Origin of the sequence: Sulfurimonas sp. (assembly GCF_029027585.1) — a bacterium.
Taxonomy (GTDB): domain Bacteria; phylum Campylobacterota; class Campylobacteria; order Campylobacterales; family Sulfurimonadaceae; genus Sulfurimonas.
Genome location: NZ_CP093397.1, coordinates 1,864,228 through 1,886,854 on the forward strand (window position 1 = coordinate 1,864,228; position 22,627 = coordinate 1,886,854).

At 31.1% G+C, this 22,627-nt stretch carries 20 protein-coding genes; 19 read left to right on the plus strand and 1 reads right to left on the minus strand.

The features are described from left to right. Positions 1–8: 8 nt before the first annotated feature. Positions 9–1,310, minus strand: a complete 1,302-nt coding sequence (locus MOV50_RS09650; RefSeq protein WP_321777700.1) for a DUF294 nucleotidyltransferase-like domain-containing protein — start codon at positions 1,308–1,310, stop codon at positions 9–11. Positions 1,311–1,379: 69 nt separating this feature from the next. Between MOV50_RS09650 and MOV50_RS09655 the strand changes: the two genes are divergently transcribed. The 19 genes from MOV50_RS09655 to MOV50_RS09745 all read left to right on the plus strand — a co-directional run bounded on the left by MOV50_RS09655 (position 1,380) and on the right by MOV50_RS09745 (position 22,602). Continuing rightward, positions 1,380–1,667, plus strand: a complete 288-nt coding sequence (locus MOV50_RS09655) for a putative quinol monooxygenase (protein ID WP_321777701.1) — start codon at positions 1,380–1,382, stop codon at positions 1,665–1,667. Between the two features lie 3 nt (positions 1,668–1,670). Continuing rightward, positions 1,671–3,233 carry an autoinducer-2 kinase gene (gene lsrK, locus MOV50_RS09660; RefSeq protein WP_321777702.1) on the plus strand — a complete coding sequence of 521 codons (1,563 nt, stop codon included), beginning with the start codon at positions 1,671–1,673 and terminating at the stop codon, positions 3,231–3,233. Positions 3,234–3,329: 96 nt separating this feature from the next. Beyond that, positions 3,330–4,529, plus strand: coding sequence for a methionine adenosyltransferase (gene metK / locus MOV50_RS09665; RefSeq protein ID WP_321777703.1), 1,200 nt, complete (start codon positions 3,330–3,332; stop codon positions 4,527–4,529). Positions 4,530–4,545: 16 nt separating this feature from the next. Further along, positions 4,546–5,769, plus strand: coding sequence for an S-methyl-5-thioribose kinase (gene mtnK / locus MOV50_RS09670; RefSeq protein WP_321777704.1), 1,224 nt, complete (start codon positions 4,546–4,548; stop codon positions 5,767–5,769). Then, positions 5,759–6,826, plus strand: coding sequence for an S-methyl-5-thioribose-1-phosphate isomerase (gene mtnA, locus MOV50_RS09675; RefSeq protein WP_321777705.1), 1,068 nt, complete (start codon positions 5,759–5,761; stop codon positions 6,824–6,826). Before mtnK ends, mtnA begins: the two co-directional genes overlap by 11 nt. Before the next feature lie 21 nt (positions 6,827–6,847). Beyond that, positions 6,848–7,804 (plus strand): AAA family ATPase, encoded by a 957-nt coding sequence (locus MOV50_RS09680; RefSeq protein ID WP_321777706.1) that lies wholly within the window; start codon positions 6,848–6,850, stop codon positions 7,802–7,804. Next, positions 7,798–8,331 carry a DUF3226 domain-containing protein gene (locus tag MOV50_RS09685; RefSeq protein ID WP_321777707.1) on the plus strand — a complete coding sequence of 178 codons (534 nt, stop codon included), beginning with the start codon at positions 7,798–7,800 and terminating at the stop codon, positions 8,329–8,331. Before MOV50_RS09680 ends, MOV50_RS09685 begins: the two co-directional genes overlap by 7 nt. A 20-nt stretch (positions 8,332–8,351) precedes the next feature. Beyond that, positions 8,352–10,313 (plus strand): bifunctional aldolase/short-chain dehydrogenase, encoded by a 1,962-nt coding sequence (locus MOV50_RS09690; protein ID WP_321777708.1) that lies wholly within the window; start codon positions 8,352–8,354, stop codon positions 10,311–10,313. After that, the gene (gene mqnE / locus MOV50_RS09695) at positions 10,313–11,347 is read left to right on the plus strand and encodes an aminofutalosine synthase MqnE (protein WP_321777709.1); all 1,035 of its coding nucleotides are present in this window, start codon (positions 10,313–10,315) and stop codon (positions 11,345–11,347) included. Before MOV50_RS09690 ends, mqnE begins: the two co-directional genes overlap by 1 nt. Then, on the plus strand, positions 11,348–12,157 hold the full coding sequence (locus MOV50_RS09700) for a glycosyltransferase family A protein (RefSeq protein WP_321777710.1): 810 nt from the start codon (positions 11,348–11,350) through the stop codon (positions 12,155–12,157). It abuts the gene before it with no gap. Continuing rightward, on the plus strand, positions 12,154–14,283 hold the full coding sequence (locus MOV50_RS09705; protein ID WP_321777711.1) for an STT3 domain-containing protein: 2,130 nt from the start codon (positions 12,154–12,156) through the stop codon (positions 14,281–14,283). Before MOV50_RS09700 ends, MOV50_RS09705 begins: the two co-directional genes overlap by 4 nt. A 6-nt stretch (positions 14,284–14,289) precedes the next feature. Next, entirely contained in the window at positions 14,290–15,084 is a 795-nt protein-coding gene (locus MOV50_RS09710; protein ID WP_321777712.1) for a DNA ligase, read from the plus strand. Positions 15,085–15,095: 11 nt separating this feature from the next. After that, positions 15,096–16,298, plus strand: coding sequence for a glucose-6-phosphate isomerase (locus MOV50_RS09715; RefSeq protein WP_321777713.1), 1,203 nt, complete (start codon positions 15,096–15,098; stop codon positions 16,296–16,298). 63 nt (positions 16,299–16,361) lie between these two features. Next, on the plus strand, positions 16,362–16,607 hold the full coding sequence (locus MOV50_RS09720) for a helix-hairpin-helix domain-containing protein (RefSeq protein WP_321777714.1): 246 nt from the start codon (positions 16,362–16,364) through the stop codon (positions 16,605–16,607). A 122-nt stretch (positions 16,608–16,729) separates the two neighbouring features. Further along, positions 16,730–17,812 carry an NAD-dependent epimerase gene (locus MOV50_RS09725; RefSeq protein WP_321777715.1) on the plus strand — a complete coding sequence of 361 codons (1,083 nt, stop codon included), beginning with the start codon at positions 16,730–16,732 and terminating at the stop codon, positions 17,810–17,812. After that, positions 17,812–19,059 carry a nucleotide sugar dehydrogenase gene (locus MOV50_RS09730; RefSeq protein WP_321777716.1) on the plus strand — a complete coding sequence of 416 codons (1,248 nt, stop codon included), beginning with the start codon at positions 17,812–17,814 and terminating at the stop codon, positions 19,057–19,059. Before MOV50_RS09725 ends, MOV50_RS09730 begins: the two co-directional genes overlap by 1 nt. Positions 19,060–19,062: 3 nt before the next feature. Next, positions 19,063–20,502 carry a mannose-1-phosphate guanylyltransferase/mannose-6-phosphate isomerase gene (locus MOV50_RS09735; protein WP_321777717.1) on the plus strand — a complete coding sequence of 480 codons (1,440 nt, stop codon included), beginning with the start codon at positions 19,063–19,065 and terminating at the stop codon, positions 20,500–20,502. A gap of 4 nt (positions 20,503–20,506) precedes the next feature. Then, positions 20,507–21,625 carry a GDP-mannose 4,6-dehydratase gene (gmd, locus tag MOV50_RS09740; protein ID WP_321777718.1) on the plus strand — a complete coding sequence of 373 codons (1,119 nt, stop codon included), beginning with the start codon at positions 20,507–20,509 and terminating at the stop codon, positions 21,623–21,625. A gap of 29 nt (positions 21,626–21,654) precedes the next feature. Next, entirely contained in the window at positions 21,655–22,602 is a 948-nt protein-coding gene (locus MOV50_RS09745) for a GDP-L-fucose synthase (protein ID WP_321779658.1), read from the plus strand. The last annotated feature ends 25 nt before the right edge of the window (positions 22,603–22,627 follow it).

A 22,627-nucleotide genomic window follows, 5' to 3' on the forward strand; every position in this document is an offset into this window, starting at 1 on the left:
GAACTTTTCTAAAACTTGAAAAAGAGTAGATGCAAGATACCAGCGTCCCAAAAAAGTTTTAAAAAGCAGTAAATATTGTCTTTTTTCAAAAGGTCTTTTAATAGCATATATGTTTTATTTGACAGTGGGTATGGTATCTTTGTATAGGTTAACTGATTTAAAAATCCTGCATCAAAATGGTAAGACTTATCAGGTATTGAAATTAATATTTCTAAAACATCGTTGATCGGTTGAATTTTTAGATTGAATGAAGCGTATAGTCTATCATCTAAAAGATAGATGCCTTTACTTAGTCTATTGTTTTTAAACTTTTTTACATAACTCATATTGGTAATATATGGCTTAACCATTTTTTTAACAAAGATTTGTGTGAAGTTGTTTATACGCCATTGTGCTTGAAGGACTTTTGTGAGCATTTTAAGTTCAGTTTTAAAGCCTAGCATCTTAGAAACTTGAGGCATGAGTTCCAATATAAGTTTATCTTCTTGTTTATGTGCAATTAGGTGAAGCGCACTTCTAACTCGATATAAGAGTTCTAATGCTATTCGATACTCTTTATACTCTTCATCAGAAAAAAGTGTTTGACTTAAATCTCGTAAGTTATCAACGCCATAAATAGTTTGAGCTACCCAGATAAGTAATTGTGTATCTCTAAGACCACCAACACTCTCTTTTATGTTTGGTTGCATAGAAGTTGGGTATTTTTTGCGTCTAATTTGCGCTTCTTCAACTTTTGCCAAGATAAACTCTTTTTGTTCAAAGAGTCTGATTTTGTTTAGTTCTTTTTGCGTAGAGTGCCAAGTAAATGGTGAGCCTGTTATTAGGCGAGATTCCATTAGAGAGGTTTTTATAGTTATATCTTCAGTAGATGCTTTAAATAAATCACTTGTTTCGTGGACTCTATGCCCTAGTTTTAAACCAGAATCAAGAGCAAGATAAAAAAGTTTTTCTATGATGAGTTGAGTATTAAAGCCTTCAACATCTTCATAAACTATGAGAAGGTCAATATCACTGTGAACACAAAGTTGCTCTCTTCCATAACTCCCAAGTGCGACAATCGCTATAGGAATAGAACTTCTCATAGGCAAATAGTTTCCAAAAACTCGCCTTAAGATAGTTTTATACATTAAAGATATGATAGAGTCCAGTTTTTTTGTATGTTTAACTAAAAAGTCTTTACCCTGAGAGTTTTCAAAAAGCTCAGGAAGAGAGTCTTTATAGCTCTCTATGTAGGTCTTGAAAAGTTTTGAAAGCTCAAAATCTGAACCATTTTTTTCTATGATGTCTTCTATTTGTAATAATATATCCAAAAGTTTATGCCTAATAATGTTTTTATGATTATAAGATATAATTTCTCAAAACATAATTAAGGATAAAGAATGTCAATAACAAAAAGAGTAACATTTATAGCAAAAGAGGGTAGTGAAGCAAAAATGAAAGAGCTTTTAACTGCAATGGTGCTCCCGAGTAAAGTAGAAGATGGATGTATTTTTTATGATATTTTTGTATATGAAAATAACCCAAGAAAATTCATGGCAGTAGAATCTTGGAGAGATGATGCAGCACTTGATGGACATAAATCAACAGAGCATTATGCAACTTATAAATCTTCTTTTGAACCATACTGTGATAAAAAATATAGTGATGAACTAGAAATTTTAGGATAAGTTTTGAACTACTTAATGGCAATTGACGCTGGAACAGGAAGCGTTCGAGCAGTTATCTTTGATACAGAAGGAAATCAAATAGGCGTAGCTCAAAAAGAGTGGACTCATTTAGAAGAAGATGGAGTACCAAACTCTATGAGTTTTGATTTTAAAAAAAACTTTGAACTAGTAGTTTGGTGCATAAAAAATGCAATCTTAGATGCCAACTTAAAGGCTGAAGATATAATCGCTCTAAGTGCTACGAGTATGCGTGAGGGAATAGTTCTTTATGATGAAAATGGTGAGGAACTTTGGGCAGTTGCAAATGTCGATGCAAGAGCGGATAAGGAAGTAAAATATTTAAAAGAAAATTTTTCTGGTATTGAGCAAGAGTTTTACAACTTGTCTGGACAAACTTTTGCTTTAGGAACTTTACCTAGAATCATGTGGCTTAAAAATAATAAACCCAAAGTCTATGAAAAAGTAGCCAATATCTCTATGATAGGAGATTGGATTTTAGCAAAGTTAAGTGGAGTTATAGCAACAGACCCTAGTAACGGTGGAACGACTGGAATTTTTTCTTTAAAGAATCGTGATTGGGTTAGTGGAATGGCTGATAAAGTTGGCATAAAAAGTGATATATTTCCTAAAGTTTTAGAAGTTGGAACTTTGATGGGAAATGTTAGTGAAGAAGCTTCTAAACTCACAGGACTAACATGCAAAACTAAAGTAGTCATGGGTGGTGGAGATGTGCAACTTGGAAGTGCAGGGCTTGGCGTGGTTGAGTTAGGTCAAGTTGCAGTTTTAGGTGGTTCGTTTTGGCAACAAGTTGTAAATATACCTAGTGACACACTGCCTCCTTCTGATATGAGCATAAGAGTAAATCCTCATGTGATTTCAAATCAATCACAAGCTGAAGGCATAACTTTTTTTAGTGGTTTGGTAATGAGATGGTTTAGAGATGCTTTTTGTGAGATAGAAAAAGAAGAAGCTAAAAAACGGGGCATAGATACCTATGCCGTTTTAGAAGAAAAAGCAGCAAAAGTTCCTGTTGGTTCACACGGGATTTTACCGATATTCTCAGATGCTATGAAGTATAGAAAATGGTATCACGCAGCTCCTAGTTTTTTAAATCTTAGTATAGATGCTAACATTTGTAACCGTGCTTCAATGTTTAGAAGTTTACAAGAAAATGCAGCTATCGTGAGTGCAATAAATTTAGAAAAAATAGAAGAATTTACAAATATAAAAATAGAGAAAATAGTTTTTGCTGGTGGTGCATCTAAGGGTGCATTATGGTCACAGATTTTAGCAGATGTAACAGGATGTAGAGTGCAAATACCTAAAGTCACAGAAGCAACTGCTCTAGGTGCTGCAATGGCGGCAGGAGTTGGTGCAGGTATATATGAGTCAATAGAAAAAGCTGCAAAAAAATTGGTTGTTTGGGATAAAACTTATGAACCAAATCTAGAAAACAAAAAACTCTATGATGAGATTAAATATAGGTTTAGTAAAGCTTATGAAGCACAACTAAAGTTAGTTGATGATAATATCACGACTTCAATGTGGAAAGCACCAGGCTTATAAGTTACGCTCTGTAACTTTTACCAAAATTAAAGGTAGTTTTTCAAACTAGTTTTAAGAGAGACATCTCTTTTAACTGATAACAATTTAGGGAAAAAAATGTATTTATTCACAAGTGAAGTAGTAGCCCCAGGTCATCCTGATAAATGTGCAGATATTATATCTGATAGCATCGTTGATGCATTAATCATAAAAGATTCTAAATCAAGAGTTGCCAGTGAAGTTTTTGTAGCTGGAAAACATGTAATAGTTGGTGGAGAAGTTACTTCAAAAGCTAACTTTAGTGATGGGGATTATGAGCAAATTGTTAAAGACGCTCTTATAAACATTGGTTATGATGGAAAAAGTGCTTTTACAAGAGAGCAATGTCTATTTCCTGAGGATGTTAAAGTTCAAATCTTACTTAATTCCCAATCTCCAGATATTAACCAAGGTGTTGATCAAGAAGATGGTGAAACTGGTGCAGGTGATCAAGGAATCATGTTTGGTTATGCTTCAAATGAAACGGCTGATTATATGCCAGCAGCTATTACTTATGCAAGAATTTTATCTGACAAAGTTTACCACTACGCACTAAAGCACAATCATAAACTTGGAGTTGATATAAAAACACAAGTTACACTTGATTATGGGAATAAAGAAAATTTTGAAAATTGTAAACCAGAGTCTATTCATACTATTGTTGTTTCTGCTCCTTCAAATGAAAATATGGATATAACAGAAGTTAGAGAGCTTCTTCAAGGTCTAATAGATGACTCTGGACTTCCAACAGAACTTTATGACCCTAAAAAAACAATTGTTCACTTGAATCCAACTGGAAGATATGTAAATCACTCTCCACTTCACGACAGTGGTTTAACAGGACGAAAATTAATCGTTGATAGTTTTGGTGGTTACTCTCCGATAGGCGGAGGAGCACAATCTTCAAAAGACTATACAAAAGTTGATAGAAGTGGACTTTATGCAGCTAGATGGGTTGCAAAACATATTGTTGCTGCTGGATTTGCTAAAAAATGTTCAGTTCAACTCTCTTATGCAATAGGTGTTGCAAAACCTACTTCTGTTTCTGTTGATACTTATGGAACAGTTTGTGAAGGTTTAGATGATGATAAATTATCAACTTTTGTAAGTGAAAACTTTTCATTAACTCCAAACTGGATTACTGCAAAATTTGCTCTTGATAAACCAAGTAAAGAAACTTTCCTATATGCAGATGTAGCTGCTCGTGGTCAAGTTGGTCAAAGTGATTATCCTTGGGAAAAACTAGATTCTTTGGAGCTATTTAAAAAGTTAAAATAATCCTTGGGAGGTAGAGATGGAGTATAAAGAGTTAGATGTAAAAAGTGTTATATCGTATCTAAAAAATGTTGATGAGGTTATGGACTACTTTGGTAGTGATGACTTAGAAGCAATAGAGATAGGCGATGGTAATTTAAATTATGTCTATCTAGTTAGCTCAATCTCAAACCCAAAAAAAGCACTTATAGTTAAACAGGCTGTTCCTTACCTTAGATGCGTAGGTGAAGAGTTTGCTCTTTCACGCCAAAGAATGACTTTTGAAATAAGAGCACTTTTAAAATTTAAAAATATTGTAACTAGTTTTATTCCTAAAATCTATCATTCTAGTGAAGATATGTCCATAGTAGTGATGGAGTATCTTGATTCTCATATTATTTTAAGAGATGGACTTATGGCAAAGCTTAAATATCTGAATTTTAGTGAGCATATTTCTACCTACTTAGCAAACACACTTTTTAAAACTTCATCTCTTTGTTTAGACTCAACGCAAAAAAGAGAACTTGTAGATGAGTTTAATGCAAATAGTGAGCTTTGTAAACTTACGGAAGACTTTGTATTTACTTTTGCTTTTATGCAAAATGAAACTAATGATGAAGAGAATGTAAAAAACAATCCACTAGCAAAAAAGCTTTTCTCAGACATGGAGTTTAAGGCAAAAGTATTAGATTTAAAATATAAATTTATGACAGCTTCAGATGCTTTGATTCATGGAGATTTACATACTGGTTCGGTGATGTTAAATGACAAAGAAACATTTGTTATAGACCCAGAGTTTGCTTTTGTTGGACCTTTTGGTTTTGATATTGGCGCACTTTTGGCAAATCTTGTAAATAACTATATTCATCATAGTGTTGTAACAAAAGATGAGGATTTTAAAAAATACCTTCTTCAAATGATAAAAGAAGTTTTAGAACTTTTTAATAAGAAATTTTTGAAACTATGGGAAGTTCAGAGTGATTCTGCTTTACTTATAGATGGATACATAGATGCTAATACAGCCTCAAAATATAGAGAAAAGTTTTTAAAAGAGATACTAAGAGATAGCGTAGGCTTTGCAGGTTGTAAGATGGCAAGACGAGTTTTTGGTGTTGCTGGTGTTGCTGAGATTCGAGGTATAGAAAATGAAAAATTACGCTTAGATGCTGAGGCTTTAGTTTTAAAAATAGCTAGAGAATTTGTTATGAAATATGAAAAAATAGATAGTATTGAAGATATATTGGAGATAATAATTGCAGGGTAAATATAGAGCCTTATGGCTAAATGAAGAGAATTTTTTAGAAGTTATCGACCAGAGAAAACTTCCCTTTGAGTATGTAACAAAAGTTTTAAAAACTACTGATGAAATTGTTGAAGCGATAAAAGATATGACAGTTCGTGGAGCTGGGGTTATAGGAAGTGTTGCAGCTTTTGGCATCTACATTGCATCTATGGAAGTTAAAAGTTACGATGAGTTAAAAGAAAAATCAAAATTTATTAGAGATTCTCGTCCAACTGCAGTAAACCTTATGTGGGCAGTTGATAAGATGATGGAGCATTTAAAAAATTCAACTAACTTAGTATTAGATGCTAAAAAATATGCCATAGAACTAAATGATGAGGAAGCAAAAGAAAGCCAAAATATCGCAAAACATGGTGCTGACATAATTGAAGAAATTTTAAAGAAAAAAAGTAAAACTAAGATAAATATTTTAACTCACTGTAATGCTGGTTGGCTGGCAGTCATAGATGAAGGAACTGCTTTAGCTCCAATCTATGAAGCACAAAAAAGAGGGATAGATGTTCATGTTTGGGTAGATGAAACAAGACCTAGAAACCAAGGTGCATCTTTAACTGCTTGGGAGCTAACTCAAAGCAAAGTAAATCATACAATTATTGCAGATAATACAGGCGGTCATCTTATGCAAATAGGCGAAGTTGATATGGTTATCACAGGTGCTGATAGAGTAAGTGCAAATGGCGATGTGGCAAATAAAATAGGAACATATTTAAAGGCGCTTGCTGCAAAAGATAATGGCGTTCCTTTTTATGTAGCTATCCCAGCATCTACCTTTGACTTGGATATAAGAGATGGAATGAAAGAGATTCCTATAGAGCTAAGAAGTGAAGATGAAGTTAAGTATATGAAAGGTATAGATGCTTCTGGAGTTGTAAGAGAAGTTTTAATCACTCCAAAAGATTCACCTGCAATAAATTATGGTTTTGATGTTACCCCTGCCAGACTTATCACTGGGTTGATTACAGACAAAGGTTTATGTGAAGCAGATTTTGATAAAATAAGTGAAAAGTTTAATACTTAAAAGATTTTAGGAGTAATAATTATGGATAATCATTTAACAGAGATAGAGATAAAAGATTTTAAATGCTTCAAAGATTTTAAGGCTGATGGGTTTAAGAGAGTTAATCTAATTGGTGGGAAAAATAATGTTGGGAAGACTGCTTTTATGGAGGCTTGTTATGTTAATGTGAGAGCTTTAAATATAAAAAGTTTTATTGGTGCTCTACATGGCATTAAATTTATGCGAGAAAATTTGAATATACTTGCCGGAGAAAATGCTAATTCGAAAAAATATATTGAACAAAGCAATAAAATATTTACAAAATCTAATGTTAATTTAGCTTTCTTCGAAATAGAAGATATGGAAGGAGTTAAACAATATATCTTTGATTTTAATAAACAATATATAAAAGTGAATATTAATGATTTTTCATATGAGACAAGTGATTTTGAGAATATTGATTTTATTGATAATTTTGGATTATCAAATAATGATATTGTTAGTAAATATTCAGCAATACAAAAGAAGGATGAAGAGAATTTTTTAAATAATATTCTTAATAAATTTGATGAAAGAATTACAGCTTTCAAGGTAATTAATGAAACACCTCAATGTCAAATTGGAAAGAATTATTTTGAAATCACTGAATTTGGGGATGGTACAAGACATCTTATTTCAATAGTTACTGCACTTTATAGTTGTGAAAATGGGTATCTATTTATAGATGAAATTGATAATGGAATCCATTATTCTAAACTTGATGAAATTTGGACAAGTATATTAGAAACCTCTAAAAAATTAAATGTTCAAGTATTTGCAACAACTCATTCAAAAGAGTGTATAGAATCTTATGCTAGAGTTGCTAAAAAATTATATGATAAAGATATTGCTTTTATAGAACTTGGTAAAAATAAAAATAATGAGTTAGACTCTATCGTTATGGATAGTGAGATGTTTTTAAGACACATTGATATGGGTAATGAGGTTAGAGGATGGTAATTATTGCTTATGAGGGCAAAACTGATAAAGAGTTTTTAAATTCTCTTTTAAGTACTTATCAGTTACCGCAAAATGAAGTCACTTATTTTAATTTTAAAGGCAAAGATAACATACTAAATGGCGCTCATTCATATTATAATGAGATTGAGAAAAAGTATATTGATAAAATAAATAAAATATTGATTGTTGTAGATGCTGATAATGAGAAAGACCCTAATCCAAATAGAGGATATGAAGCTTCAGAGGAAGCATTAAAAAATTTAATAAAAGACTTGGATTTCAATATTGATATAGAATATCACATAATGTGTGATTGTAATAAAGAAGGAAATTTGGAATCTTTTTTACTCTCTGTTCTTGATGATACACAACAAGAATGTATAAAAACTTTTAAAGAGTGCTATAAATATGAATTAACGGATAAATGGGCATATAATACTTTTTACAAACAAAAGAAACACCCTTTCGATTTTTCACATGAAAATTTCAATGAATTAAAGAAAAAATTACAAAATTTATTTAACTAAATTACAAAAAAAGAGAGAAAATGAAAAGTTTATGGAATAATAACGAGGCAAAAAAATATAAAACAGATTTAGACTTAAGAGTTTATACCTCAAGACTTTTAGGACAAGAAAGCTCTTTAGTTTTGCATGGTGGTGGAAATACTTCTGTAAAATCGAGCGCTACAAATCTTTTCGGTGATGAAGAAGAGATACTTTATGTAAAGGGAAGTGGTTGGGACTTAGCAACTATTGAAGCTGAAGGTTTTGCTCCTGTAAAGATGGGTATGCTTCTTAAAATGGCGAAGTTAGAAAAGTTGAACGATCCAGATATGGTTAAATATCAACGCCTTGCTATGACAAATCCATCTGCTCCAAACCCTTCTGTTGAAGCTATTCTTCATGCTATTATCCCTTTTAAATTTGTTGATCATACACACACAGATGCTGTTGTGACTATTACAAATACAAAAAATGGCGAAGATAGAATTAAAGAGCTTTATGGAGAAAAGGTTTTAATTATTCCTTATATCATGCCAGGATTTGTTCTTGCAAAACTAATTTTTGATATGACTAGAGATGTTGATTGGTCTAAATTAGAAGGTATGGTTTTGATGAATCATGGTCTTTTCACTTTTAATGACAATGCACAAAAGTCTTATGAAAAAACTATAGAGTTAGTTGATAAGGCTGAAAAATATTTAACTAATAATGGTGCAGTTATAGATGTAACTGATGATAAAACTACTATTGGGATTTTAGAATTAGCAAATATAAGACGAGAAGTATCAAAACTTAAAAAACATGCAACTATTTCAATACTAAATGATTCAAATGAAGCTATAAACTTTTCAAAACAAGATATTCAAAAGATAGCAATTCAGGGTCCTTTAACTCCTGATCATGTTATAAGAACAAAAAGAGTTCCAGTAATATTAAGAGATGGTGCTAAGATGGATTTAGCTTATTTCGTTGAGGATTATAAAAAGTATTTTGAAGAAAATAAAACTGATGAAACACTTTTAAATCCAGCTCCAAACTTTGCAATACTAAAAAATAATGGAAGCCTCTCTTTTGGTAAAAATGCAAAAGAAGCTAACATCATCAAGGATATAAATGAGCATTCGTTTGAAGCGATTTTAAAAGCTGAAAAACTTGGAGGTTATAAAGCTTTAAGTGCAGCAAAAATATTTGAAGTTGAGTATTGGTCGCTAGAGCAAGCAAAACTAAAAAAGAGTGGAAATTCTCTTGAATTTGCTGGAAAAGTTGCACTTGTAACGGGTGGAGCAAGTGGCATCGGTCACTCTATAGCACAGATGCTAAATGCTAAAGGTGCAGCAGTAGTTGTTCTTGATATAAACCCTGAGGTAGAGCAGATATTTAATAAGGCTGATGCTAAAGGTGTGAAGTGCGATTTAACTTCAAGTTCTGATATAAAAAGTGCTATTGAAATAGCTGTGAAGAGTTTTGGTGGGATAGATATAGTTGTAAGTAATGCAGGTATTTTTACTCCAAGTGAAAACCTTGATACCTTAAGTGATGAAAATTGGGATAAAAGTATGAGTATAAATTTAACTTCTCATCAAAAACTTATAAAACAAACAGCACCATTTTTAAAATTAGGTATAGACGCTTCTATTGTGATGGTAGCATCTAAGAACTTTCCAGCACCAGGAAAAGGAGCGGCTGCTTACTCTGTTGCAAAAGCAGGTCAAACTCAATTAGCAAGAATTGCGGCACTTGAACTTGGTGAATATGGTGTTAGAGTAAATACTCTGCATCCTCATGCTGTTTTTGATACTGCAATTTGGACAGATGAAGTTTTAGCCAATCGTGCAAAAGCTTATGGAATGAGTGTTGAAGAATATAAAACAAATAATGTTCTTAAGACTGAAATATGTTCTAATGATGTAGCAGAGTTAGTCTGTGCAATGGCTGGAAAGTCATTTGCTAAAACAACAGGTGCGCAAGTTGCCATAGATGGTGGAAGTGATAGGATTATATAATGAAACGCTTAAACTTTGAAGAAGCGCTTGGGCTTTATGAAATGGACTTTTTTACTCTTGGAGTTATGGCAGATGAAAGACGAAAAGAACTTCATGGAAAAAAAACATACTTTAATATAAATCGGCATATAAATCCTACAAATATCTGTGCTGATGTTTGTAAATTTTGTGCTTATTCGGCAACTAGAAAAAACCCAAACCAGTATACGATGACGCATGATGAGATTATGGAAATTGTAAAAGATGTTGCGAGTCGAGGTGCGAAAGAAGTTCATATAGTTTCAGCACATAATCCAAATACTGGACTTGAGTGGTACTTAGAAATTTTTAAAAAAATAAAAACTGCTTATCCGCATCTGCATATAAAAGCACTTACAGCTGCTGAAGTCGATTTTTTAGCAAGAGAATATAACAAAAGTTATGATGAAATACTAGACCTTATGGTAGAAAACGGTGTTGACTCTATGCCTGGTGGTGGTGCTGAAATCTTTGATGAAAAAGTGCGTGATTTTATATGTAAGGGTAAAGTTACTTCTGATCAGTGGCTTGAGATACATGAAAAGTGGCATGCAAGAGGCAAAATGTCAAATGTAACTATGCTTTTTGGTCATGTTGAAAGTCGAGAAAATCGTATAGACCATATGATGAGAATACGAGAACTTCAAGATAAAACTGGTGGTTTTAATGCTTTTATACCTCTTGTTTATCAAAGAGAAAACAACTATTTAAAAGTTAAAGATTTTATGACTGCAAATGAAATCTTAAAAACAATGGCAGTGAGCCGTTTAGTTTTAGATAATGTACCTAATCTAAAAGCTTATTGGGTTACAAGTACTGTAAACCTTGCTCTTTTAGCACAAGAGTTTGGAGCAAATGACTTAGATGGAACGATAGAAAAAGAGTCGATAAATTCTGCTGCTGGAGCTGCTAGTGCGAAAGGTGTAAACTTAGAAGATTTTGTAGCACAGATAAAAAACAGTGCTTTTATACCTGTTGAAAGAGATAGTTTATATAATGAAATTAAAGAGTGGTAAATGAATGTAACGGTTGTAGTTCCAACATACAATCGATACAAAGTTTTAAAAAGAGCATTAGCATCTATATATTTGCAAACTTACCAGCCAAAAGAAGTCATAGTTATTGATGATGGCTCAACTGATGAAACCCCACAAATAACAAAAGATTTTCCAAATATAAAATATATCTATCAAAAAAATGCAGGAGTTTCAAGTGCTAGAAACTTAGGTGTTAAAAATGCAAAATATGAGTGGATAGCATTTTTAGATTCTGATGATGAGTGGCATGAAGATAAACTACAAGAGCATCTAGACTTTCATACAAATAATCAAAATATTTTTATGAGTTATACAGATGAAAAATGGATAAGAAATAATAAAGAAGTAAAAATCCCAATAAAATATCATAAACATGGAGGAGAAATTTTTAAAGAGTGTCTCTCTCATTGTATCATCGCTCCTTCTGCTACACTGATTCATAAAGATTTATTAAATGATATTGGAGTGTTTGATGAGGATTTAGAAGTTTGTGAAGATTATGATTTATGGTTACGAGTTTCTATTAAATATGAAATAGGTCTTATTGATAAAAAACTCATTACAAAATATGGTGGAGATGAAGACCAACTTAGTATGAAGTATTGGGGTATGGATAGATTTAGAGTTAAAGCATTGGAAAAACTTTTGATACAAGCCTCTAGTAAGTTTGAAACTCTTATAAAGAATGAATTAATTAAAAAATATAGTTTACTTCTTAAAGGTGCAAAAAAACATGATAAAATACAAGAAATTAATATTTATGAAAAAAGATTAGAGGATTTAGGTTGAATAATATATCATCACAAACAAAATTAACAGTAGGTTATATAGTTATTGCATTTGCATTTTCAGTAGCGATGCGCATGATTTGGGTTTATCACTTTAGTGGATTTGAGCCATATATGTTTAATGGTCAGTTTATGATAAATACAAATGATGGTTACTATTGGGCAGAGGGTGCTAGAGATATACTTAGTGGAGTTTCTCAAAAAAATGATTACTCTTCAATTACTACAGCTACTTCCAATCTAACTGCATTTTTTGTTTATATTTTGCCATTTTCTTTTGAGAGTATTATATTTTACATGCCGGCTGTTTTAAGTTCATTAGTTGTTGTGCCAATTGTTTTAATTGCAAAAAGCATTGATAATTTAGAGTTAGGTTTTATTGCTGCTCTTTTGGCATCTGTAGCTTGGAGTTATTATAACCGTACTATGGTTGGTTACTATGATACGGATATGTTAAACATAGTTTTACCTATGTTTTTACTTTGGTCTATCATTTGGGCAATTCAAACAAATGAAGATAAATATCTTCTTATTACAGCATTAGATATTTTAGTATATAGATGGTGGTACCCACAAAGTTATGCTTTAGAATTTTCATTTTTTGGTTTGATATTGCTTTACACTTTGATATGGGATAGAAAAAATCTTTATAATTATAAACTATTGGCAATTATGATGTTTGCTATGTTAAATATTGATGGATTTATTCGTTTTCCTATTGTTATTGGGTTATATTATGCTTTTAAGCAAGAGAAATTTCAAAAATATATTTATACTGTTTTTGCTATTGCAGTAGTTGCATTTTTTGTCACTGGTGGTTTTGATCCGATTTGGTATAGATTGAAAATTTATGTATTTAAAGATACTTTAATGGTTACAAAAGATGGACTAAGTCTTCATTTTTATTCAGTTATGCAAACCATTAGAGAAGCAGGACAGATTCCATTTGAAACTTTTGCCAATCGTATAAGTGGACATACAATTACACTTATTTTATCTATTGTAGGGTATATATATTTAGTTTATAAACATAGAATCATGATTTTAGGGCTTCCTATGATTGGGCTTGGTTTTTTAGCTTTAGCAGGAGGACTTAGGTTTACTATATATGCTGTTCCTTTAATGGCATTTGGAATAGCTTTTTTAATCACAGAACTTTCATTAGAGATGCCAACTAAAAAATTAAAATACTTAAGTATTATTGCTTTTACTTTAGCAATTTTGTATCCAAATTATAAGCATATAGATTCATATAAAGTTCCAACAGTTTTTGATGTTGATGAGGTGAAAGTTTTAGATAAGTTAAAAACCATAGCTGGTAGAGAAGACTATGTTATTTCATGGTGGGATTATGGTTATCCTATCCGTTATTACGGAGATGTTAAAACATTAGTTGATGGTGGAAAGCATAGTGGAAGTGTGAATTTCCCTGTTAGTTATGTTTTAACTAATCCTCCGCATGAAGCTGCGAAAATGGCTAGACTAGATGTAGAATACACAGAGAAAGCTTTTGAAATTAGAGATAGAAATATAGATTTAGAAGAGTCCAAACGAGTAATACTAAAAACAAATATCGAAGAGATGACAAAAAGCTATGGCTTTAAAGATACAAATGACTTTTTAGACTCTTTATCAACTGATATAAAGTTACCAAGTAAAACAAGAGATATTTACTTGTATTTACCTTTTAGGATGCTTAGCATCTACCCAACTGTAAAGGTGTTCTCAAATTTAAATCTGATGAATGGAGAACAAAAGAGAGAACCATTTTTCTTTATGAGTAGAAATTTTAAAGAGACTCAAAATACTATAGAACTTGGAAATGGAATTTCGTTAAATAAAGCACAAGGTATAATAAATATTGGGGGAGAAAAAGTTGGAGTTAAAAGAATTGTAACAACTTACTATGATAAAAATGCACAGTTACAAAAAAATATAAGAATGATAAATTACAATTCACCAGTAACTTTAATTTATATGTCAGCATATAAAACTTTTTTAGTTGTAGATGAACAAACATATAATTCTCTTTACATTCAGCTTATGGTTTTAGAAGAGTATGACAGAAACCTTTTTGAGCAAGTTCTTACAAATTTACATGTAAAAGTTTATAAGCTTAAGATATAAATATTTATGAAATATTTAGTATCTATACTTTTGCTAGTTTGTTCTCTATTGGGGCAAAAGCCAGAATTATTTCTTTTAAATAAATATAGCACAAATATAGATGTAACTTCTTGGTATATGAGTGAAAAACTTGATGGCGTTAGAGCTTATTGGAATGGAAAGAAACTAATATCTCGAAATGGAAAAGTTTTTGCTACTCCTAATTTTTTTATAAAAGATTTTCCTAAACATAAATTAGATGGAGAGCTTTGGAGTCAAAGGGATGACTTCTCAAATGTATCTTCGATAGTAAATAGAAAAAATCCTCATGAGGCTTGGAAAAATTTAACTTACAATATTTTTGAAGTCCCAGATGCTAAAGGCAATCTTTTAGAACGACTAAAAATAGTTAGAACTAATAAATACATTAAAGTAATAAAACAAATAAAAGTAAAAGATAAGAAGCATCTAGACTCTTTTTTAAAAAGTGTAGAAGAAAATGGTGGAGAAGGTGTTGTCGTTCGTGATGGAAGTTTAAACTACTATGCAAAACGAAATAATAATGCACTAAAAGTAAAGAGTTATATAGATGAAGAATGTGAAGTAGTAGGATATAACGAAGGACATGGAAAATATAAAGGCTTAGTAGGTTCACTCTCTTGTAAAATGGATAATAAACAAGTCATAAAGATAGGAAGTGGCTTGAAAAATCCTCAAAGAAAAAATCCTCCCAAAATTGGTGCTATAATTACTTTTAAATATTATGGTTTAACCTCAAAAGGAAATCCTAGGTTTCCAGTCTTTTTGCATGAGAGAAACTAAAAAGAAGAGATATGAAATATACGAATAATTTTAATCCAACCATTTCAGATACAAAACTGTTTAACGAGATAGAAAAAGAAAAAAAAGATATAGGTTATTATAACCTTGTATATCAAGATACTTCATTGTTTAAAGAGTATGCCTCATCTGTAAAGCAAAAAAATATTATGGTTATTGGCATCGGTGGAAGTACACTTGGAACTTATGCCATTTACAAGTTTTTAAAACATTCTAAGACACTTAGTAAAAAACTTTACTTTTTAGAGACAACAGACCCTATAGATATACGCTCAAAAATAGAAGCAGTTGATTTAAAAGATACACTGTTTGTAGTTATTTCAAAGTCTGGAACAACAATAGAAACTATTTCTATATTTAAGTATATCAATTCACTTGTTAAATGTGATAAAAATAATACTTTAATTATTACAGAAAATGACTCTAAACTTAAATCATACGCAGATAAAAATAGTATAAAAACTTTTGATATTCCAAAAAATGTTGGTGGAAGATTTTCTGTTTTTAGTGCAGTAGGATTACTTCCTTTAGCTATTGTAGGTTTAGATATAGATGAACTTTTAAGTGGTGTTAAAAATACACATGATTCATTTTTTGATAAAAAAGATGTTTTTCATAGACTCTTAAAAAAAGCAAGATTTTTTACAGAGTATAAAAATAGATTTAATATAAATGTAGTTTTTTCTTACTCTTCAAGACTTGAAGGTTTTAACAAGTGGTATATTCAACTCTGGGGAGAGAGTTTAGGTAAAATAGACATAAATAACACACCACAAGGTCTTACACCCATTGGAATTATTGGACCAATAGACCAACATTCTTTTTTACAACTTATAGTGGAAGGTAAAAGAGATAAAACAGTGACTGTGATAAAAGTAGATGATTTTTATAGTAATTTGAAAATCCCACACATAAAACTTGAAGGTTTAGAAGAGTTAGACTATATAGATGGCTTAGAATTTTCTTCTCTTATAAATTCTCAAGCAGATGCAACCATAGAGTCCATAAATAACTTAAATGATATACCCTGTGACGAAATAACAATAGATGCTGTTAATGAAGAAGCGATAGCTGGTTTGATGTATGAGTATGAACTTCTAACTTCTATCTGTGCAAAGTTTATGTATATAAATGCTTATGATCAACCAGGTGTTGAGAGTGGTAAAATAATACTTAAACAGAAGTTGAAAAAATAAGAATATTTGTCTTTTTATAGGCTTTTTAGATATACTGACCAAAATTAAAATAAAGGTTGTTATATGAAGTTATTTGTGATGATTGTTTTAGGATTTAGTTTGTTGTTTGGTGCAGTTGATATTAATACAGCGTCTAAAAAAGAATTGAGTAGTTTAAATGGTATTGGCGCTGTTAAAGCAGAAGCGATTATTGCTTATAGAAAAAGCAACTGTTTTAAAAATGTAAAAGAACTTGAAAAAGTAAAAGGCATTGGTAGTAAAACTGTTGAGAAAAATAGAAAAATTTTATCTGCTAGTTCTTGTAAGTAAGTAACTCATAAAATAGCCACACAAATTACATATGTGTGGCTTTAGACTCACTTCCGATGATATATTTATCATATAAAAAGAAACTTCAGATACAATACATACTAAAAAAACAATCGGTGAAAATGAAAATATTAGTGACTGGTACAGCAGGTTTTATCGGTAGTCATTTAGCAATAAAGTTACTTCAAAGAGGTGATGAAGTTGTTGGACTTGATAATATTAATGACTATTATGACCAAAATGTCAAGTATGGAAGACTTCAACGAGGCGGGATTATTAGCAATATTGAAGATGGTGAAAATATAAAATATAATGAATTTTTAACCTCTTCTTCGTACCAAAATTATAAATTTATAAAACTAGATTTGCAAGATAAAGAAAATATTGATAAACTTTTTAAAGAAGAAAAATTTGATAAAGTGATAAATTTAGCCGCTCAAGCTGGAGTTAGATATAGTCTGACAAATCCATCTGCATATATTAGCAGTAATATTGAAGGGTTTATGAATATACTTGAAGCTTGCAGATATAACGACATAAAAGGTCTAGCTTATGCAAGTAGTTCCTCTGTTTATGGACTAAATGAAGCTCAACCATTTTCAACAAGTTCAAATGTTGATCACCCTATGAGCCTTTATGCTGCTAGTAAAAAATCAAATGAACTTATGGCACATACATATTCGCATCTGTACAACATTCCCACAACAGGTTTACGCCTTTTTACAGTTTATGGACCATGGGGTAGACCAGATATGGCACCATATCTTTTTACAAAAGCAATTATTGAAGATAAACCTATTGATGTTTTTAACTATGCAGAGATGCAAAGAGATTTTACATATGTAGATGATATAGTTGAATGTATCTTAAGAGTAAATGACAATCCTCCAAAAGGTAATAAAGAATGGGATGGAATGAACCCAGATCCATCAAGTTCCCCCGCTCCATATAAAATATATAATATTGGAAATAATAATCCTGTAAAACTTATGGACTTTATAGAAGCTTTAGAGAAAAAAATAGGAAAAATTGCTAAAAAAAATATGCTACCTATTCAAGCTGGAGATGTAGCAAGTACATATGCTGATGTTAGTGATTTGATAACAGATTTGGATTATAAACCAGAAACTACTATTGAAGAAGGTATTAATCATTTTGTTGATTGGTATGTTGAATTTTTTAAAATAGACTTGGAGCAAAAATAGTGAAAAATAAGATATGTGTAATAGGCTTAGGTTATGTAGGTTTACCATTGGCTCATGCTTTTAGTGAAAAGTATGATGTTGTTGGCTATGATATAAATAATAAAAGAGTTAATGAGTTAAATAGTGGGATAGATGCAACCCTAGAACTAACTGAAGAGCAAGTTAAAAAAGCTCTTTCAAATGGTATTCGTTTTTCTACTAACTTAGAAGATATAAAAGAGTGCAATATATATATTGTAACAGTACCAACTCCAATAGATGAACAAAATGAACCAGATTTAACTCCTATAATAAAATCAACTGAAGCTATAGCCCCTGTAATTAATAAAAATGATATCGTTATATACGAGTCTACTGTATATCCAGGTGTAACAGAAGAAGTGTGTGTTCCAATATTAGAGAAGATAAGTGGACTGAAATTTAATGAGGATTTCTTTTGTGGATACTCTCCTGAGAGAATTAATCCAGGTGATAAAGAACATACAGTTACGAAGATACTTAAAATCACTTCAGGTTCAACTCCTTATATTGCAAAAAAAGTAGATGAATTATATAAATCAATCATAACAGCTGGAACTCATTTAGCTCCTTCTATTAAAGTTGCAGAAGCTGCTAAAGTTATAGAAAACACACAAAGAGATGTAAATATAGCACTTATTAATGAACTTGCTATGATATTTGATATTATGGATATCGATACAAATGCGGTAATAGATGCTGCTGCAACAAAGTGGAACTTTATAAAACTTACTCCAGGTTTAGTTGGTGGACATTGTATTGGGGTAGATCCTTATTACCTGACACATAAAGCACAATCATTAGGATATGTACCAAACTTGATACTAGGTGCAAGACAGATAAATAATGGCATGGGAAAATATGTAGCAGAGAGAACTATAAAGTTGATGATACAAAAGGGAATCAATATAAAAAATTCTAAAGTACTAATACTTGGAATTACATTTAAAGAAAATTGTCCAGACATTAGAAATACTAGAGTTATAGATATTATTGATGAACTTAAAGATTATGGATGTGATATTGACATAAGCGATTATTGGGCTGATGAAACTGAAGTGATGAATGAATACAAACTTAAATTACATAATGATATGGATATAAATGCTTATCAAGCAGTAGTTGTAGCAGTAGCTCATGATAAATATAAAAGTTTGAAATTTAATAATGAAAAGCAAGTTGTATTTGATATAAAATCTATATTAGAGAATAGTGATGGAAGACTATAATATATGACAAATATAATTTTATGTGGTGGTAATGGAACAAGGTTGTGGCCAATAAGTAGAACACTTATGCCGAAACAGTTTGTAAAACTATTTGATACCCCAGGGCAGCCTCTCTTGAAGGGCAATTCACCTTCTGATAAATCACTATTTCAATTAACAGTTGAGAGAAACTCTAAAGTATGTGATAGTCAGTTTATAGTGTCAAATACAGAACAATACTTTTTAGCAGTGGATCAACTTGAAGAATTAAATAAAACTAAAAATAAATATTTACTAGAACCAATTGGAAGAAATACTGCACCTGCTATTGCTTTATCTTGTATGGCCTTAGAAAAAGATGAGATAGTATTAGTTACTCCATCTGATCATCTCATAAAAAATGAATCAGAATATAAGAAAGTCTTAAATAGAGCAGAAGAGTTAGCAAATGATGGTTTTCTTGTAACATTTGGTATTGAACCAACATTTGCTGAGACAGGATTTGGTTATATAGAGAGTGAAGGTTTAGATGTAAAAGCTTTTCATGAAAAACCAGATGCTAAAACTGCCGAGCAATATTTAGAAGCTGGGAACTATTATTGGAACAGTGGCATGTTTTGTTTTAAAGCAGGTGTATTTTTGGAAGAGCTTAAAAAATATTCTCCAAAGATTTATGAGGCATGTGAAAAAGCTATTGGAACCGATGCTTTAGCTTCGGCAAAAGGCAAGGGTGAAACCTCACTTTCGAATCTTATTAGAATTAAACATGAAGAAATGCTAGCTATTCCGGAAGACAGCATAGACTATGCCGTTATGGAAAAATCTAGTATTGTTAAAGTTATAGCTTCAGATATAAAATGGTCTGATGTTGGAAGTTTTGATTCTCTGTTTGAAGAACTACCAAAAGATGAAAATAATAATACAATAAATGAAAATCACATTTCAATAAATTCAAAAAATAACCTAATTTATGGGAAAGAAAGAAAAATAGCAACAGTAGATATTGAAGACATGATTATTGTTGATACTGGAGATGCTATACTAATAAGTAAGAAGGGGAGCTCTCAAAAAGTAAAAAAAGTTGTAGCAGAGATTAAAAAAACAACTGACTTGCATAATATCCATTTAACAGGTCATAGACCATGGGGAACATATACTGTACTTGAAGATTCCCAAGGTTATAAAATAAAACGGATAGAAGTAAACCCTGGCAAAAGATTAAGTCTACAAAGACATAAATATAGAAATGAACACTGGATAATTGTTAGTGGAGTAGCAACAATTACCATAAATGAAGATACATTTGTACTAAATCAAAATGAATCTACATATATAAAAGCAGGTAATATTCATAGACTTTTAAATGATACAAATGAACCATTAGTTATAATAGAAGCACAAGTAGGTAGTTATACTGGTGAAGATGATATAGAGAGAATTGAAGATGATTATAAAAGGGATTAGATAGATGGAAAATAAAGTAGCACTTATTACAGGTATAACAGGACAAGATGGTTCGTACCTTGCAGAATTCTTACTAAAAAAAGGTTATATAGTTCATGGCATAAAAAGAAGAAGCTCTCTTTTTAATACAGATAGAATAGACCACCTTTATCAAGACCCACATGTTGAAAATAGAAACTTGATATTACATTATGGTGATATGACGGATAGTATGAATCTTACTCGTATCATCCAAGAAGTTCAACCAGATGAAATTTATAATCTTGCTGCCATGAGTCATGTAGCAGTATCTTTTGAAACACCTGAATATGTAGCAAATGCAGATGGTACAGGAACACTTAGAATACTGGAAGCTGTGAAACTATTAGGCTTATCAAATAAAACAAAAATATATCAAGCATCTACATCTGAGCTATATGGAAAAGTACAGGAAACACCACAAAGTGAAACAACACCTTTTTATCCAAGAAGTCCATATGCTGTTGCTAAAATGTATGCGTACTGGATAACAGTAAACTACAGAGAAGCTTATGGAATGTTTGCCTGTAATGGGATACTTTTTAATCATGAGTCACCTGTAAGGGGTGAAACATTTGTAACAAGAAAAATAACTAGAGCAGCATCTAAAATTGCATTAGGTCTACAAGATAAACTTTATCTCGGTAATCTAGACGCAAAAAGAGACTGGGGACATGCAAAAGACTACATAAAAATGATGTGGATGATTTTGCAAGCAGATAAACCTGAAGACTGGGTAATCGCTACAGGAGAAACTACCACTGTTAGAGACTTTGTAAAGATGTCTTTTGCTTATGCAGGAATTGAGTTAGAATTCAAAGGTGAAGGTGTTGATGAAAAAGCATTTGTAGTATCTTGTTCAAATTCTAATTATCAAGTTGAAATAGGAAAAGAAATAGTGTGTGTTGATCCTAAATACTTTCGTCCTACAGAAGTTGATTTACTCTTAGGTGACCCTTCAAAAGCAGAGAAAAAACTAGGCTGGACGAGAGAATATAAACTAGAAGAGTTAGTAAATGATATGATGAAATCAGACCTAAAACTAATGACAAAAGACGTTTACCTTCAAGAGGGTGGATATAAAACTTTGAGTTATTTTGAGTAGGACTATTTTGTAATGAATAAAAACTCTAAATATATATAGCTGGTCATAATGGATTAGTAGGCTCTGCCATTTTTAAAAATTTACAAGTAAAAGGTTATACAAATTTAGTTTGTCGCACACATAAAGAGTTGGATTTACTAAACCAAAGTGAAGTAGAAAAATTTTTCGAACTTGAAAAGCCAGAATATGTAATTATGGCTGCAGCAAAAGTTGGCGGGATAGTAGCAAATAATACTTATAGAGCAGACTTTATATATGAAAATTTACAGGTTCAAAATAATGTAATTCATCAAAGTTATATACATAATATAAAAAAATTACTATTTCTGGGCTCTACATGTATCTACCCTAAAAATGCTTCTCAGCCTATGAAGGAAGACTCATTGCTGACGTCTCCGTTAGAATATACAAATGAACCATATGCAATAGCAAAAATCGCAGGAATAAAGATGTGTGAAAGTTATAATTTGCAGTATAGTACAAATTTTATAAGTGTAATGCCAACCAATCTTTATGGCACAAATGATAATTTTAATCTTGAAACCTCACATGTCCTTCCTGCGTTACTTAGAAAAATAGATGATGCTAAAAATACAAATCAAGATAGTGTTGAAATATGGGGTAGTGGAGCTCCAAGAAGAGAATTTATGTATAGTGAAGATATGGCTGACGCTTGTATTTTTATTATGGAAAATGTAAATTTTAAAGATTTATATAATAAAAATGATAAAGAAATAAGGAATACACACATAAATATAGGAACTGGTGAAGATATATCAATTAAAGAATTGGCTAATATTATAAAAAAGATAGTTGGCTTTAAAGGTGTATTCCACTTTAATACTGATAAACCAGATGGAACAATGATAAAATTAACAAATCCATCAAAACTTAATGAACTTGGCTGGAAATATAAAGTTGATTTGGAAGAAGGTATTAAATTGATGTATTCATGGTACGTAGATAATAAAAACTGAATGAGTATTCTAAATTTAGATCTTT

Excerpts from the sequence above, each read along its gene's own strand:
- MOV50_RS09655 (WP_321777701.1), top strand. The coding sequence starts at position 1,380 with ATGTCAATAACAAAAAGAGTAACATTTATAGCAAAAGAGGGTAGTGAA.
- metK (WP_321777703.1), top strand. The coding sequence starts at position 3,330 with ATGTATTTATTCACAAGTGAAGTAGTAGCCCCAGGTCATCCTGATAAA.
- mtnK (WP_321777704.1), top strand. The coding sequence starts at position 4,546 with ATGGAGTATAAAGAGTTAGATGTAAAAAGTGTTATATCGTATCTAAAA.
- MOV50_RS09680 (WP_321777706.1), top strand. The coding sequence starts at position 6,848 with ATGGATAATCATTTAACAGAGATAGAGATAAAAGATTTTAAATGCTTC.
- MOV50_RS09685 (WP_321777707.1), top strand. The coding sequence starts at position 7,798 with ATGGTAATTATTGCTTATGAGGGCAAAACTGATAAAGAGTTTTTAAAT.
- MOV50_RS09690 (WP_321777708.1), top strand. The coding sequence starts at position 8,352 with ATGAAAAGTTTATGGAATAATAACGAGGCAAAAAAATATAAAACAGAT.
- mqnE (WP_321777709.1), top strand. The coding sequence starts at position 10,313 with ATGAAACGCTTAAACTTTGAAGAAGCGCTTGGGCTTTATGAAATGGAC.
- MOV50_RS09700 (WP_321777710.1), top strand. The coding sequence starts at position 11,348 with ATGAATGTAACGGTTGTAGTTCCAACATACAATCGATACAAAGTTTTA.
- MOV50_RS09710 (WP_321777712.1), top strand. The coding sequence starts at position 14,290 with ATGAAATATTTAGTATCTATACTTTTGCTAGTTTGTTCTCTATTGGGG.
- MOV50_RS09715 (WP_321777713.1), top strand. The coding sequence starts at position 15,096 with ATGAAATATACGAATAATTTTAATCCAACCATTTCAGATACAAAACTG.
- MOV50_RS09720 (WP_321777714.1), top strand. The coding sequence starts at position 16,362 with ATGAAGTTATTTGTGATGATTGTTTTAGGATTTAGTTTGTTGTTTGGT.
- MOV50_RS09725 (WP_321777715.1), top strand. The coding sequence starts at position 16,730 with ATGAAAATATTAGTGACTGGTACAGCAGGTTTTATCGGTAGTCATTTA.
- MOV50_RS09735 (WP_321777717.1), top strand. The coding sequence starts at position 19,063 with ATGACAAATATAATTTTATGTGGTGGTAATGGAACAAGGTTGTGGCCA.
- gmd (WP_321777718.1), top strand. The coding sequence starts at position 20,507 with ATGGAAAATAAAGTAGCACTTATTACAGGTATAACAGGACAAGATGGT.